The sequence below is a fragment of the Micrococcus sp. KRD096 genome, from assembly GCF_017168495.1.
Taxonomy (GTDB): domain Bacteria; phylum Actinomycetota; class Actinomycetes; order Actinomycetales; family Micrococcaceae; genus Micrococcus; species Micrococcus luteus.
The window spans coordinates 305613-320536 of sequence record NZ_JABFAY010000002.1 but is presented as its reverse complement, the minus strand read 5'-3'; the positions used below and the strand labels follow the sequence as shown (position 1 = coordinate 320536).

Genomic DNA, 14924 nt, shown 5'->3' with positions numbered 1-14924 from the left:
GAGGAGGCGAGGGGGTACACGGGGGTCCTTTGCGTCCGGGGCGTCGGTTCCGTGCAAGGACGCCCGAGGGCCCGACCCTCCGGCCGGCCGCGGACGCGGTACCACCTTGCTTGCCGGCGTCGGGAGGTCCCCGGGGTGCCGGCCGCTTGATGACTGCTGTGACGGGCTTACCCGTCCGGTTCTACTGGGGCCGTGCGGCCCGTTCTTCCGGAGGCTCGCCGGTGATGGCCGGGTCGACGCCTATGCCCGCCAGTGTAGTGGACGCTGCGCCGGCCCGTGGCCGCGGGGCCGGAGCGCGTCAGAGGGCGGTGCGCACGGCCGCCGACGCGTCGCCGTCGATCTCCACGTGCACGGCGTCCCGGCCCGAGGCCCAGAGGAGGAGCTCCCCGACCTCGCCGGTCACCGTGACGGGCGCCCGCAGCGCCACGGCCCCACGGGTGACGGTGACCGGGGCGCGGCCCGGGCCCTGGAGGACCACCGGCGCCGTGGACGTGCGCAGGAACAGCGGGGCCATGCGACGCAGCGAGCGGTAGAGGGCGTCCTCCTCGTCCGGGGAGAACGGGCGCGGGGCGGGCAGCGAGCCGCCGGTCGAGGACTCGCCGCGCCGGACGTCCTCGAGGTGGATGAAGTGCTCGGCCGCGTTCACGTGCCTGTCCGCGGCCCGCATGGGGTTCAGCGCCGACGGGCCCGCGGCCCACTCCCGCACGACCTCGGCGTAGTCGCGGCGCTTGGTGTCCGCGGTCAGGCGGTCGAGGTGGCGGGACAGCGGCGGGATGAACAGGGCGGCGAAGGCGTCGGGCCGGCTCTCCCGCAGCCAGAGGTGGGCGGCGAGGTCGCGGGTGCTCCAGCCGCCGCACAGGGTGGGCGCGTGGGGGCCCTTCTCGAGCAGGAGGTCAGCGAGACGGGCGCGTTCGGCTGCGGCGAAGGTGGTCATGGGCACCACGGTAGGGAGCGGGCCGCGGCGCGGGCGAGGGGTGGGCCGCGCCGCGGCCGCGAATCCGCCCGACGGGAGGACTCAGCCTTCGGCGCCGAGGAGGACGCTCTCCCGGGAGATGCGGGTCATCTCCTCCCGGTCCACGACCTTCACCCGCTCCCGCGCCACCGGACCGGCCTCCGTCGCCTGCGCACCCAAGGACTTCTCATGCTCATCCAGAGCATGCCAACCAGCCCACGTGGTGTACGGGACCTCACGGGACTCGAGCAGCTCGATCACCGACTCCTCCGACGGCTCTTGGGCCGTCCACAGCCCCGGCTCGTCCTCGATCAGATGCTTGATCGTCTCCAGGGAGTCACCCTTGGTGTGCCCGATCAACCCCACCGGGCCCCGCTTGATCCACCCCGAGGCATACAGGCCCGGCACGGGGGCGCCGTCCGCGTCCAGCACACGACCCTCCGCGTTCGGGATCACACCGCGCACCTCATCGAACTCCACCCCCTCCACCGGGGACCCGAAGTAGCCCACCGCCCGGTACACCGCCTGCACCGGATAGTCCACGGTCTCCCCCGTCGGACGGACCCCGCCGGAGCCGTCCAGCTCCATCCGACGCATCCGCAGACCGTCCACCCGGCCGTCCCCGTCCTCGTCCAGGAACTCCTCCGGGGCCTGCAGGAAATGCAGGTGCAGCCGACGCGAGGCGCTCTGCTGACGGTCCTCCTGCTCCATGAGCCAGTTCGTCAACGTCCCCACCATCGTGCGGACCTGGTTGTTCTCCTCGATCGCCTTCTCCGAGGCCTCATCGAAGTCGAAGTCCTCCTCGTACAGCACGATGTCCACATCCCGGGAATGCGCCAGCTCCCGCAGCTCCAACGGGGTGAACTTCACCTGCGCCGGCCCACGCCGACCGAACACGTGCACGTCCGTGACCGGGGAGGCGGCCAGGTCCCGGTACACGTTGTCCGGGATCTCGGTGGGCAACAGGTCCTCGGCATGCTTGGACAGGATCCGGGCCACATCCAGGGCCACGTTCCCGTTGCCGATCACCGCCACCTGCGTGGCCTCCAACGGCCAGTGCCGCGGCACATCCGGGTGCCCGTCATACCAGGACGCGAAGTCCGCGCCACCGAACGAGCCGGCCAACTCCACCCCCGGCACGTCCAGGGCCGCGTCCCGCACCGCCCCGGTGGAGAACACGATCGCGTCGTAATGCCGACGCAGATCCGCCAGGCTCAGGTCCGTGCCGTAGTCCACATTCCCCAGGAAACGGATGTCCCCGCGGTCCATGACCTTGTGCAGCGCGGTCACGATGCCCTTGATGCGCGGATGGTCCGGGGCCACCCCGTAACGGATCAGACCGAACGGGGCCGGGTACCGGTCGAACAGGTCGATGCTGACACGGAAGTCCCGCTCCTCCTTGGTCAGGATGTCCGCCGTGTACACCCCGGCGGGTCCGGCACCGATGATGGCGATGCGCAACGGGCGGTCAGGCCTCGAGGGGGTCAGGGTCATGCTCGTGCTCCTTCGGAGGTCGGGTTCAGGGTCAAGATCGGGGCAGGGACACCGGCTGCAGGCGCGCCGGTGGCGTAGGGGCTCAGGCGCACGACGTCGCCCACGACGATCACGGCGGGGTTCTCCACACCGACGGCGGCCGCCTGCGCGGCGATGGTCTCCACCGTGCCCACGGTGACCCGCTGGTCCGGCATCCAGCCGCGCTCGATGATCGCCACGGGCGTCGCGCCGTCGAGGCCGCGCTCCGTCAGTCGGCGCGCGGTGTCCGCGAGCCGGCGCACGCCCATCAGCAGGACGAGCGTGTGGTCGGCCCGGCTGGGCACTTCGGACAGCTCTTCGTGGCCGGTCACCAGCGTGAAGCCGGTGGCGACGCCGCGATGGGTGACCGGGATCCCCGCGGCGGCGGGCACCGAGACGGCGCTCGTGACACCGGGGACCACCTCGACGTCGACGCCGTGGGCGCGGCAGTGCGCTGCCTCCTCGCCGCCGCGGCCGAGCACGTACGGGTCGCCGCCCTTGAGCCGGACGACGAGGCGGCCGGCCCGGGCCTCCCGGACCAGGACGGCGTTGATCTCGTCCTGCGTGGTCAGGTGGTTGCCGGGGGCCTTGCCGACCTCGATGACGGGCACCGCCGGGTCCAGCTCGGCCAGGAGGGCGCGCGGGCCCAGCCGGTCGGCGACCACCACGTCGGCCTCCGCGAGCAGCTGTCGGCCGCGCACGGTGATGAGCCCGGAGTCGCCGGGGCCGCCGCCGACGAGGGCCACGCGGCCGGGCTCGGCGGACGCGCGCCGCCGCCGCAGCGGCAGCCGCCCCGTGGACAGGGCCAGGGTGATCGCGTCCTTCAGGGCGCGGGCGCGGCGAGGGTCTCCCCCGGCGTTGACGGCCACGGTCACGTCCCCGGCCCGGGCGACGGCGGGCGTCCAGGCGGCGGAGGACTCGGCGTCGGAGGCGTCGACGCACCAGACGCGGCGGGCCTCGGCGTCGGAGGCCACGGCCCCGTCCACGGCCCGGTCGCCGGTGGCGGTCTGGGCGAACCAGACCCCGTCGAGGTCGGACGGGCGGTAGGGGCGGCGGTGCAGGGTGAGCAGACCGGCCGCCGCGAGCCGCTCCACCTCCTCCCCCGGCTCCGGGGCCACCACGGTGACGAGCGCACCGGCGTCGAGGAGGGCGCCCACGCGGCGGCCGGCCACGGCCCCGCCGCCCACCATCAGGACGGGCCGGCCGAGCAGGCGCAGGGAGGTGGGGTACAGATCGGACGCGGTCATCGCGTGCTCCCTTCCAGCAGCCCCCGGCGGCGCAGCATGCGCCGCTCGACGGGGCCGAACGCGGTCAGTTCGACGAGGACGCCGACGGCCAGGATGGCCAGGACGGCGCAGAGGACGACGGCGAGGTCGGACTCGGTCCGTCCCTGGTGGAGCAGGGTCCCGAGTCCGACGCCCATGGGCCCGCCGACGGCGATGATCTCGGCGGCCATGAGGCCTCGCCACGCGAAGGCCCAGCCCTGGCGCAGGCCGGAGACGAAGGCGGGCAGTGCGGCCGGGAGGACCACCAGCAGGGCGGTCTCGAGGCGCGAGGCGCCCAGCACGCGGGCCGCGCGACGCAGCTGCGGCGGCACCTGGTCCGTGCCGGTGGTGAGGCCGGCGACCACGGCGGGGACGGCGCCGGTGAGCATCACGAAGTACGCGGTGGCGTCGCTGAGGCCGAACCACAGCACCGCGAGCGGCACCCAGGCCACGTTGGGCACCACCATCAGGGCCGTGAGCAGCGGGCCGAACGCCCGCCGCAGGACGCTGACCTGTCCGAGCAGCAGGCCCAGCCCGACGCCGACGACCACGGCGAGTGCGAAGCCGACGACGGCGCGGCCCACCGACGTCGCCACTGCCTGCTGGACGAGGCCCTGGGCCCACAGCGTCCCGAAGGCCCCGAGGACGTCGCCGGGACCGGTGATCGGCTCGCCGCGCGCACCGGCCAGCCACGCGAAGGCCTGCCAGATCGCCACGAGCAGGACGACGGCGGCCACCGGGAGCAGGACCCGGCTCCAGTCCCACCCGGCCAGACCCGTCCGACGGGTCGAGTCGACGGCCTGGAGCGCGTCGAGGCCGCTGTCGAGCTCGCGCAGCTCGTCGTCGGTGGCGGCCCCCGGCGCGCGGCCGGGGGCGTCGAGGGTGGGGGTGTCAGTGCGCATGGCGACGGATCTCCTGACCGAGTCGGGCGGTGATGGCGGCCGTGAGGGCGGCCGCGGCGGGCGCGTCGTGGCGGGCGGCTGCGGGCACGTCCCATTCGGCGACGACGTGGCCCGGCCGTGAGGACAGCAGCAGCACCCGCTGGCCGAGGCGGACGGCCTCGGCCACGTTGTGGGTGACGAACACGACCGTCCGACCGGTCTGACGCCACACGCGCTCGAGCTCCACGTGCAGCAGGTCGCGGGTGATCGCGTCCAGCGCGGCGAACGGCTCGTCCATGAGCAGCAGGGGGCGGTCCTGGGCGAGGGCCCGGGCCAGGGCGACGCGCTGGCGCATGCCGCCGGAGAGCTGGTGGGGTCGCAGGTCGGCGGCGTCGTCCAGGTGGACGAGGCGCAGCAGTTCCCCGGCACGCCCCCGACGCTCCGCCGCGGGCACGCCGGCGAACCGGAGGGCGAGCTCGACGTTGCCGCGGGCGGTGAGCCACGGGAAGAGGGCGGCGTCCTGGAACATGAACGCGGCCCCCTCCCGGGGAGCCTTGACGACGCCCGCGGTGGGCGCCTCGAGCCGGGCGATGAGGTTCAGCAGGGTGGACTTGCCGCATCCGGACGCGCCGAGCAGGCAGACGAACTCGCCCGGCTCGATCCGCACGGAGACGTCCTCCAGCACGGGCGTGGGCCCGCCGAAGCTCTTGCCCACGTCCTCCATCACCACTGTCATGACCGCTCCCGTCCCACCGTCGTCATCCGTCTCAGGCCTCGTCGCCGCCGCGCACCATGCCGGCGGCGAGCGTGGCCCCGTCGTGGGGGTCGATCACGAGGAACGCCCCGGTGCGCCGATGCACGGCGTAGGGCTCCACGGGCAGCGGCGCGGCCAGGTGCAGGCGCACCTGTCCGATGTCGTTGAGCCCGAGGGTCTCGGCCGGGTCGAGCCGCAGGGTGTCCAGGTCGAGCCGGCCGGCCACCTCCTGGACGAGCGCCCGGACGACGGCGGTGCCGTGCTTGACGAGGACCTGCTGCCCGACGCGCAGCGGCGCGGCGGAGAGCCAGCACAGCGCGGCGGCCACCTCCGCGGTGGGGCGCGGGGCGGTGTCCGCGGCGGCGATCGTGTCCCCGCGGGCCACGTCCACCTCGTCGGCCAGGCGCAGGACCACCGACTGCGGGGAGGAGGCCTCCTCGAGGGACTCGCCGGCGGCGTCGACGCCCACCACGGTGGTGGTGCGCACCGGCTGCCCCGGGGTGAGGACGGCGACGGCGTCCCCGGGCCGGACGGTGCCCGCCACCACCTGCCCGGCGTAGCCGCGGTAGTCGCGGAAGACCTCGGGGTCGAGGCCGGGGGCCAGGGCGCCCTGGGGGCGCAGCACGAGCTGCACCGGGAAGCGGAAGGAGGCCGCGGCGTCGTCCTCGGCGTCCGCCCCGGGCAGGGACTCGAGCAGCTCCATGAGCGTGGGGCCGGTGTGCCAGTCCGTCCGCTCGGAGCGGGTGACCACGTTGTCGCCCTGCAGGGCGGACACCGGGACGCTCACCGCGTCGGAGAGGCCGAGCTCCCGGGCCACGCGCCGGACGTCCTCGGCGATCGCGGTGAAGACCTCCTCGGAGTAGTCCACGAGATCGATCTTGTTGACGGCGACGATCACGTGCGGCACCCGCAGCAGGGCCACCACGCTGAGGTGGCGTCGGGTCTGCTCCAGCACGCCCTTGCGGGCGTCCACGAGCAGCACGACGGCGTCGGCCGTCGAGGCGCCCGTGACGGTGTTCCGGGTGTACTGCACGTGCCCGGGGCAGTCGGCCAGCACGAAGGTGCGCCGGTCCGTGGCGAAGTACCGGTACGCGACGTCGATCGTGATCCCCTGCTCCCGCTCGGCGCGCAGGCCGTCGGTCAGCAGCGCCAGGTCCAGCCCGCCCTCGGCGCCGCCGAAGCCGCGCTCGGCGGAGGTGCGGGCCACGGCCTCGAGCTGGTCGGCCAGGACGGCCTTGGAGTCGTGCAGGAGGCGGCCCACGAGGGTGGACTTGCCGTCGTCGACCGAGCCGGCCGTGGCCAGGCGGAACAGGGTCCCGGCGGGGGCGTGCCGGTCCAGCAGTGCGGTGCTCATCAGAAGTACCCGTCCTTCTTGCGATCTTCCATGGCCGCCTCGGAGATGCGGTCGTCGGCGCGGGTGGCCCCGCGTTCGGTCAGGGTGGAGGCGGCGACCTCGAGCACCACGTCCTCGACGGTGGCGGCCTCCGAGAGGACGGCGCCGGTGCAGGACATGTCGCCCACCGTGCGGTAGCGCACCGTCCGCGTGGTGACCTCCTCGCCCTCGGCCGGCCGGGAGTGCTCCCCCACGGCGCGCCACATGCCGTCGCGGCGGAAGACCTCCCGCTCGTGCGCGTAGTAGATGGAGGGCAGCTCGATGCCCTCGCGGGCGATGTACCGCCACACGTCCAGTTCGGTCCAGTTGCTGATGGGGAACGCGCGGACGTGCTGGCCGGGGGTGTGACGGCCGTTGTAGAGGTTCCACAGCTCGGGGCGCTGGTTGCGCGGGTCCCACTGGCCGAACGCGTCCCGCAGGCTGATGATCCGCTCCTTGGCCCGCGCCTTGTCCTCGTCACGGCGGCCTCCCCCGAAGACGGCGTCGAACCGGTTGGTCCGGATCGTGTCCAGCAGGGGGGTGGTCTGCAGGGTGTTGCGGGTGCCGTCGGCGCGCTCACGCAGCTCGCCGCGGTCGATGTACTCCTGCACGGAGCCCACCACGAGCCGCAGGCCGAGCCGCTCCACCGTGCGGTCGCGGAACTCGAGGACCTCGGGGAAGTTGTGGCCGGTGTCCACGTGGACCACCGGGAAGGGGATCCTGCCCGGCCAGAAGGCCTTCGCGGCCAGGTGGAGCATCACCACCGAGTCCTTGCCGCCCGAGAAGAGCATGGCGGGGCGCTCGAACTCGGCCACCACCTCGCGGATGATGTGGATCGCCTCGGCCTCCAGGGCGTCCTGGACGTCGGGCCCGGCGGGGCTCACGGTCCCCGGGTCGGGGGCATGGGTGAGGGTCATCGTGTCTCCTTGGTCTGTCTCGGGTGCGGCGCTCAGACGTGGATGCCGCACTCGGTCTTCGCGGTCCCGGCCCAGCGCCCGGCTCGGGGGTCCTCCCCGGGGGCGACGGGGCGGGTGCAGGGACGGCAGCCGATCGACGGGTAGCCGTTCTGCAGGAGCAGGTTCACGGGCACGTCGTGGTCCGTGGCGTAGCCGACCAGGTCGTCGAAGCTCCACGGGGCGACGGGGTTGACCTTGACCATGCCGTGGGCCTCGTCCCAGCCCACCAGCGGGGTGTCCGTGCGCGTCGGCGCCTCGTCCCGGCGGACTCCGGTGAACCACAGGTCGTATCCGGCCAGCGCCCGGTTGAGGGGCTCGACCTTGCGCATCGCGCAGCACAGCGCCGGGTCACGGGCGAACAGGTCCTTGCCGTGGCGCTCGTCCTGCTCGGCCACGGTCAGCTCCGGCAGCACGTCCACCACGGTGACGTCGAGGCGGCGGGCCACCTCGTCGCGCGTCGCGAGGGTCTCGGTGAAGTGATAGCCGGTCTCCAGGAAGAGGACGTCCACGCCGGGCATCCGCTGCGCCACCAGGTGCGGCAGGACGGCATCGGCCATGGAGCAGGCGACGGCGGCCCGGCGGAGGTCCACATGGCGGGCGGCCCAGTCGACCACCGCCTCGGCGGGGGCGTCCCAGCCGAGCTCGGCGGCGCCGGACTCCGCGAGCGCCTGCAGGCGCTCGAGGTCCTCGGTCGGACGGGTGGGGGGAATGGTGCTCATCGGAGGGCCTCCTCGTCGACTCGGTGCGCCCACCGGGCGAAGGTCTCGCCCGGCTCGCGCTGCTCGTCGTACCGGCGGACGAGGCGCTCGACGTAGTCGACCAGCCCGTCCGCGCGGACCTTCAGGCCGCGGACGCTGCGTCCGAGGCCGGCCTCGGCGCGGTCCACGGAGGCCAGGCCGCCGCCCAGGTGGACCTGGAAGCCGGGCGTCTGGCCGCCGTCGTCGTCCGGGAGCAGCTGGCCCTTCAGGCCGATGTCCGCGGTCTGGATGCGGGCGCAGGAGTTGGGGCAGCCGTTCACATGCAGGCTCAGCCGCTCGGGGAGGCGGTCGGCGAGGTCGGCCAGGCGCTCCTCGAGCTGGGCGATCGCGGCGGTGGCGGTGTCCTTCGTGTCCACGATGGCGAGCTTGCAGAACTCCAGGCCCGTGCAGGCGATGGTGGAGCGGCGGAACACGGACGGCTCCGGGTCCAGTCCCAGCTCCTTCAAGCCGGCCACGACGGCGTCCACCCGGTCCCGCTCCACGTCCAGCACCACGATCTTCTGGTGCGGGGTGGTCCGCAGCCGGGTGGAACCGTGGGCCTCGAGCAGGTCCGCGAGGGCGGTGAGGGTGGTGCCGCTGGAGCGGCCGACGACGGGGGCGGCACCGATGTAGAAGCGGCCGTCCTTCTGCTCGTGGACCCCCACGTGGGGTCCGTCGGGCAGGGCGTAGCCGAGGTACTCCTCCTCCAGCACGGTGCGGAACCTCTCCGGCCCCCAGTCCTCGAGCAGGTACTTCATGCGGGCCTTGTTGCGCAGGCGCCGGTAGCCGTAGTCACGGAAGATGCTCACGACGGCGTGCCACACCTCGGGGGCGCGCTCGGCCGAGACGAAGGCGCCGATCCGGTCGGCCAGGCGGGCCTTCGTGGACAGGCCGCCGCCGACCCACAGGTCGTAGCCGGGGCCCAGCTCGGGGTGCACCACGCCGATCAGGGAGATGTCGTTGATCTCGTGGACCACGTCCTGGGAAGGATGGCCGGTGATGGCGGTCTTGAACTTGCGGGGCAGGTTGGAGACCTCGAGGTCGCCGATCCAGCGGTCCGCGATCTCCCGGATCACGGGCGTGGGGTCGATGATCTCGTCCGCGGCGATCCCGGCCACCGGTGAGCCGAGGATCACGCGCGGCACGTCGCCGCAGGCCTCGGTGGTGGACAGGCCCACGGACTCCAGGCGCCGCCAGATCTCGGGGACGTCCTCGACGCGGATCCAGTGCAGCTGGACGTTCTGCCGGTCGGTGATGTCCGCGGTGTCACGGCCGAAGTCGGTGGAGATCCCGCCGATCACGCGCAGCTGCTCGGTGGTGAGGTCGCCGCCGTCGATGCGCACGCGCAGCATGAAGTAGCGGTCCTCGAGTTCGTGGGGCTCCAGGGTGGCGGTCTTGCCGCCGTCGATCCCCTGCCGACGCTGGGTGTACAGGCCCCACCAGCGGAAGCGGCCGTGCAGGTCGTCCGAGGGGATCGAGTCGAAGCCCTCGTGGGCGTAGACCTGCTCGATGCGCTCGCGGACGTTCAGGCCGTCGTCCTGCTGCTTGAACTCCTCGTTGTGGTTCAGGGGGGCGGTCCCGTCCACCTTCCACTGGCCGTGCGGCTTGGCGGAGGGACGGCGCGGAGTGCGCGCCGGCCTCGACGTCTCGTTCACCTGGGTCATGGCCGCCACGCTAGGAACCCGGCATGCCGGCCCCAAGATCGTCGACGCGGTTCGTCACGTTCCCGGGGCCGGGCCGCGGCGGGGACCCGGTCCGGCCCCGGTCGTGTGACGGACGGCTCAGCGGCCTCCGGCGGCTCCCCTCGGGGCCTCTACGAGGGCGGACCGCAGCCGGTCCAGGGCGATCCGCGCCACCAGCGGATGCGGCAGCAGGGGATCGGTGACCGCGTCCGCGCCGCTCTCGCCGAGTCGGTCGTGGAAGTACCCGGGGGCCAGCAGGTGGGCGGCCACCACGGCGCGACGGCCGGCGGCGCGCACCCGGGAGACGGCGTCGGGCACACGGGGGGTGGCCGCCGCCCCGAACGCAGCGGTCACGGGCAGTCCCGTGGCCCGGGCCAGGGCCCCGGCCAGGGCGTGCACCTGGGCCTGGCCGTCCGCGGCGCGGGTGCCGGCCGCCGCCAGGATGACGTCCGATGTCGCGGCCTCACCGGCCGGCACCGCCCGGGCCACCCGCTCGGCCAGAACGGTCACCAGGCGCGGCTCGACGTCGTCCCCGGCCCCGGCCAGCGGTGCGGCGGCGATCGTGCCGGGTCGGGCGGCTGCGGCGTGGTGGATGTCGTGGTGGACGTGATGGCCCAGGGACAGCAGCAGCGGCACGATCACGGCCGGCTCCCCCGGGGGCAGGGCCGCCACGACCTCGTCGAGGGAGGGGCTCTGCACGTCCACGTAGGCCTCGTGGACCTGGGCGCCCGGCCCCTCGGCGGCCAGGAGGGCCGCCAGGTCGGCACGGAGGCCGTCGATCACGTCGCGGCCGGCCGCGTCGTGCGTGCCGTGGGCGCAGGCGATCACGTGCAGCACGGGCGCGCTCATGCCGAGCCCACCGCGTCGGCCCACACGTTCTGCGGCCCGCCGCTCACCGGCGGATCACCTTGTGCTGGGCGGCCTGGGCGACCGGCCGCATCACGATCTGATCCAGGTTCACGTGGTGGGGCAGCTCGACGGCGTGGACGCACACCTCGGCGACGTCCTCGGCGGTGAGCGGCTTCTCCACGCCCGCATACACGGCGTCCGCGGCGGACTGGTCGCCGCCCAGGCGGTTGCGGGAGAACTCCTCGGTGTGGACCATGCCCGGGAGCACCTCGATCACCCGCACGTTGTGCTCGGCCTCCTCCAGGCGCAGCGCGCCGGTGAGCCCGTGCTGGCCCATCTTCGCGGCGTTGTAGCCGGCGCCGCCCTCGTAGGCGGTGACGGCGGCGGTCGAGGTCAGGTTGAGCACGGTGCCCTCGCCGTGGGCGCGGAGCATGGGCAGGAACGCCTGGCACATCGTCAGGGTGCCGAGCACGTTGACGCGGTACATCCACTCCCAGTCGGCGCGGTCGCCCACGCCCACCGCGTCCGTGCCGAGCGCTCCGCCGGCGATGTTGACGAGGGTGTCGGCGCCGCCGTCGGCCTCGACGCGCGAGGCCAGCGCGGCGACGGCGGCCTCGTCCGTGACGTCCAGGGCGGCGGGGACGACGTCGCCGCTCACGCCCTCGGCCCGGGCGTCGGCAGCGAGGGTCTCGAGGCGCTCGGCCCGGCGGCCGACGGCGTACACGCGCCAGCCGCGGCGGGCGAGCTCGAGGGCCGTGGCGCGGCCGATGCCGCTCGTGGCCCCCGTCACGACGGCGGCACGGGCGGGGTTCTTCGCAGGTTCATGGGTGTGGCTCACGCCTCCGACCGTAGCCGAGCCGCGCCGTCCGGAGCACCGCCCGGATCACCTCCGCCAGGTCGACCGACTGAAAGGGCGGGACGTCCCGGGCGTCGTCGCAGGCCCGGCCCGCCGCCCCGGTCATGGGAGGATGGCGGGCATGGCTGAGAACACGCAGGGCACAGACACGCCCATCGACGCATCGACCCCGTCCACCCCCGCCGCCGGCGCCGTGGCCGTGCCGGACAAGCCGGCCCTCGAGGGCCTCGAGGAGAAGCTGACCACCCGCTGGGCCGACGAGCGCACCTACGCGTTCGACACGCAGACCACCCGCGAGCAGGTCTACTCGATCGACACTCCCCCGCCGACCGCCTCCGGCTCGCTGCACGTGGGCCACGTCTTCTCCTACACGCAGACCGACGTGCTCGCCCGCTACCAGCGCATGAACGGCAAGAACGTGTTCTACCCGATGGGCTGGGACGACAACGGCCTGCCCACCGAGCGCCGTGTGCAGAACTACTACGGCGTCCGCTGCGACCCCGCCAAGCCGTACGTGGAGGGCTACCGTCCGCCGGAGAAGCCGGCGAAGAACCAGCGCGACTGGGACGTGATCTCCCGCAAGAACTTCATCGAGCTCTGCGAGGAGCTCGCCGTCGAGGACGAGAAGGTCTTCGAGGACCTCTTCACCCGTCTCGGCCTGTCCGTCGACTGGGACATGACCTACCGGACCATCGACGACGTCTCCCGCGCCGTCTCCCAGCGCGCCTTCCTGGCCGGCATCGCCTCGGGCGACGCCTACCTGGCCGAGGCCCCCACCATGTGGGACGTGACCTTCCGCACCGCCGTGGCCCAGGCCGAGCTCGAGGACCGCGAGGTCCCCGGCGCCTACCACCGCTACGCCTTCACCGCTGCGGACGGCGAGCAGGTCTTCATCGAGACCACCCGCCCCGAGCTGCTGGCCTCCTGCTCCGGCCTGGTCGCCCACCCGGACGACGAGCGCTACCAGCACCTGTTCGGCACGACCGTCACCTCCCCGCTGTACGGCGTGGAGGTCGAGGTCTTCCCGCACCCGCTGGCCAAGCCGGACAAGGGCTCCGGCATCGCCATGGTCTGCACCTTCGGCGACCTCAACGACGTCACCTGGTGGCGCGAGCTGCAGCTGCCGACCCGCACCCTGATCGGCCGTGACGGCCGCTTCGCCGCCGACACCCCCGAGTGGATCACCACGGACGCCGGCCGACAGGCCTATGCGGACACCGTGGCCGGCAAGACCGTGTTCTCCGCCAAGCAGGGTGTGGTGGACGCCCTCACCGCGGCCGGCCTGCTGGACGGAGAGCCGAAGAAGATCATGCACGCCGTGAACTTCTACGAGAAGGGCGACAAGCCGCTCGAGGTCGTCACCTCCCGCCAGTGGTACATCCGCAACGGCGGCCGCGACGCCGACCGCCGCGCGGAGCTGATCGAGCGCGGCCGCGAGCTCTCCTGGCACCCGGAGCACATGCGCCACCGCTACGAGAACTGGGTCGAGGGCCTCAACGGTGACTGGCTCGTCTCCCGCCAGCGCTTCTTCGGGGTGCCGATCCCGGTCTGGTACCCGCTGGACGCGGAGGGCGAGCCCGACTATGAGAACCCGATCCTCCCGGCCGACGAGCAGCTCCCCGTGGACCCGGCCGCCGAGGCCGCCCCGGGCTACTCCGAGGACCAGCGCGACGTCCCCGGCGGCTTCACCGGCGACCCGGACGTCCTGGACACCTGGGCCACCTCCTCGCTGACCCCGCAGATCGTGGGCCGCTGGTCCCGCGACGAGGCGTTCTTCAACAACGTCTTCCCGTTCGATCTGCGCCCGCAGGGCCACGACATCATCCGCACCTGGCTGTTCTCCACCGTGGTGCGCGCCCACGCCCTCAACGGCTCCGTGCCGTGGACGGACACCGCGCTCTCCGGCTGGATCCTCGACCCGGACCGCAAGAAGATGTCCAAGTCCAAGGGCAACGTGGTGGTCCCGACCGACATCCTGGACCAGTTCGGCTCGGACGCCGTCCGCTACTGGGCCGCCTCGGCCCGCCTCGGCGCGGACACCGCCTACGAGGTGGCGCAGATGAAGATCGGCCGCCGCCTGGCCATCAAGCTGCTCAACGCCGCCAAGTTCGTGCTGAACCTGGGCGCCACGCAGGACGCCGTCATCCGCACGGCCGATGACGCCGCGGCCGTCACCAACCCGCTGGACGCCTCCCTGTTGGCGCGCCTCGCGGCCACCGTGGAGCAGGCGACCCGCGCGTTCGAGGCCTACGACTACGCACGTGCCCTCAACGTGACCGAGCAGTTCTTCTGGGCCTTCACGGACGACTACGTGGAGCTCGTGAAGGACCGTGCCTACGGCGGCCACGGCGAGGCCGAGCAGGCCTCTGTGGTGACCACGCTGGCCACCACCCTGGACGCCCTGCTGCGTCTGCTGGCCCCGTTCCAGCCGTTCGCCACCGAGGAGGTGTGGAGCTGGTGGCGCGCCGGCTCCGTGCACACCGCCGCGTGGCCGGGCGCCGCGGACGAGGTGGCGGCCCTGTCCTTCGCCGCCTCCGCCGGTGACGCCGAGGTCCTGCCCGCCGTGGCGCAGGTCCTGGGCGGCGTCCGCAAGGCGAAGTCCGAGGCCAAGGTGAAGCAGCGCACCGAGGTGCGCTCCGCCGTGGTGACCGGGCCGGCCGACTGGCTCGAGAAGCTGCGCGGCGGCCTGGCGGACCTCAAGGCGGCAGGCAACATCGCGGACCTGTCCCTCACGCAGGGCGAGGCCGGCGAGTCCGCGCCCCTGACCGTCTCCGACGTGCAGCTCGCACCGGCCGAGGACGACTGATCCCCGCCGCGCGCTCCCTGCAGGTGTCTCGGGAGCGCACGCGGCACGACGACGGCCCCGTCGCCCATCACGGGCGGCGGGGCCGTCGTCGCGTCCGTGCCGCGGGCCCGAGTCTGCCCGTCAGCGTGGGATGTTCGTGGCCGGGATCCGGTAGGGCACAGCGCACGTCGGACAGTCCGCCGCCGGATCGGAGTTCGTCGGGGGGTAACACCCCCGGGGGTGTCGTGGTGCGCATCCCGGTCGTGCTCCTGCCGCATGTCGCAGTGCGGTCACGGCAGCAGGGGTGGACACTGAGAGGATGA

The 14924-nt window shown here is 73.5% G+C and carries 12 protein-coding genes; 1 reads left to right on the top strand and 11 read right to left on the bottom strand.

What is annotated here, in order from left to right:
• Positions 1-298: 298 nt before the first annotated feature.
• The 11 genes from J1M41_RS01765 to J1M41_RS01715 form a co-directional block, all read right to left on the bottom strand.
• Positions 299-934, bottom strand: a complete 636-nt coding sequence (locus J1M41_RS01765) for a TIGR03085 family metal-binding protein (protein ID WP_206451016.1) — start codon at positions 932-934, stop codon at positions 299-301.
• Positions 935-1015: 81 nt separating this feature from the next.
• Entirely contained in the window at positions 1016-2446 is a 1431-nt protein-coding gene (locus tag J1M41_RS01760; RefSeq protein WP_206451015.1) for an FAD-dependent oxidoreductase, read from the bottom strand.
• Positions 2443-3711 (bottom strand): uroporphyrinogen-III C-methyltransferase, encoded by a 1269-nt coding sequence (cobA, locus tag J1M41_RS01755; protein WP_206451014.1) that lies wholly within the window; start codon positions 3709-3711, stop codon positions 2443-2445. Before cobA ends, J1M41_RS01760 begins: the two co-directional genes overlap by 4 nt.
• Positions 3708-4631, bottom strand: coding sequence for an ABC transporter permease (locus J1M41_RS01750; protein ID WP_129044282.1), 924 nt, complete (start codon positions 4629-4631; stop codon positions 3708-3710). The genes cobA and J1M41_RS01750 overlap by 4 nt, the downstream gene beginning before the upstream one ends.
• A complete protein-coding gene (locus J1M41_RS01745) occupies positions 4621-5346 on the bottom strand; it encodes an ABC transporter ATP-binding protein (protein ID WP_098092971.1) in 726 nt (241 codons plus the stop codon). The genes J1M41_RS01750 and J1M41_RS01745 overlap by 11 nt, the downstream gene beginning before the upstream one ends.
• 31 nt (positions 5347-5377) lie before the next feature.
• Complete coding sequence (locus tag J1M41_RS01740) at positions 5378-6718, bottom strand: sulfate adenylyltransferase subunit 1 (RefSeq protein ID WP_206451013.1); 1341 nt, start codon at positions 6716-6718, stop codon at positions 5378-5380.
• A complete protein-coding gene (gene cysD / locus J1M41_RS01735) occupies positions 6718-7653 on the bottom strand; it encodes a sulfate adenylyltransferase subunit CysD (protein ID WP_002855962.1) in 936 nt (311 codons plus the stop codon). Before cysD ends, J1M41_RS01740 begins: the two co-directional genes overlap by 1 nt.
• 32 nt (positions 7654-7685) lie before the next feature.
• On the bottom strand, positions 7686-8411 hold the full coding sequence (locus tag J1M41_RS01730; RefSeq protein ID WP_061867769.1) for a phosphoadenylyl-sulfate reductase: 726 nt from the start codon (positions 8409-8411) through the stop codon (positions 7686-7688).
• Complete coding sequence (locus J1M41_RS01725) at positions 8408-10093, bottom strand: nitrite/sulfite reductase (RefSeq protein WP_206451012.1); 1686 nt, start codon at positions 10091-10093, stop codon at positions 8408-8410. Before J1M41_RS01725 ends, J1M41_RS01730 begins: the two co-directional genes overlap by 4 nt.
• Positions 10094-10210: 117 nt before the next feature.
• Positions 10211-10960 (bottom strand): sirohydrochlorin chelatase, encoded by a 750-nt coding sequence (locus J1M41_RS01720; protein ID WP_195081822.1) that lies wholly within the window; start codon positions 10958-10960, stop codon positions 10211-10213.
• A gap of 43 nt (positions 10961-11003) precedes the next feature.
• A complete protein-coding gene (locus tag J1M41_RS01715; protein WP_044659094.1) occupies positions 11004-11798 on the bottom strand; it encodes an SDR family oxidoreductase in 795 nt (264 codons plus the stop codon).
• Between the two features lie 139 nt (positions 11799-11937).
• Between J1M41_RS01715 and valS the strand changes: the two genes are divergently transcribed.
• Positions 11938-14622 carry a valine--tRNA ligase gene (valS, locus tag J1M41_RS01710; RefSeq protein ID WP_206451011.1) on the top strand — a complete coding sequence of 895 codons (2685 nt, stop codon included), beginning with the start codon at positions 11938-11940 and terminating at the stop codon, positions 14620-14622.
• The last annotated feature ends 302 nt before the right edge of the window (positions 14623-14924 follow it).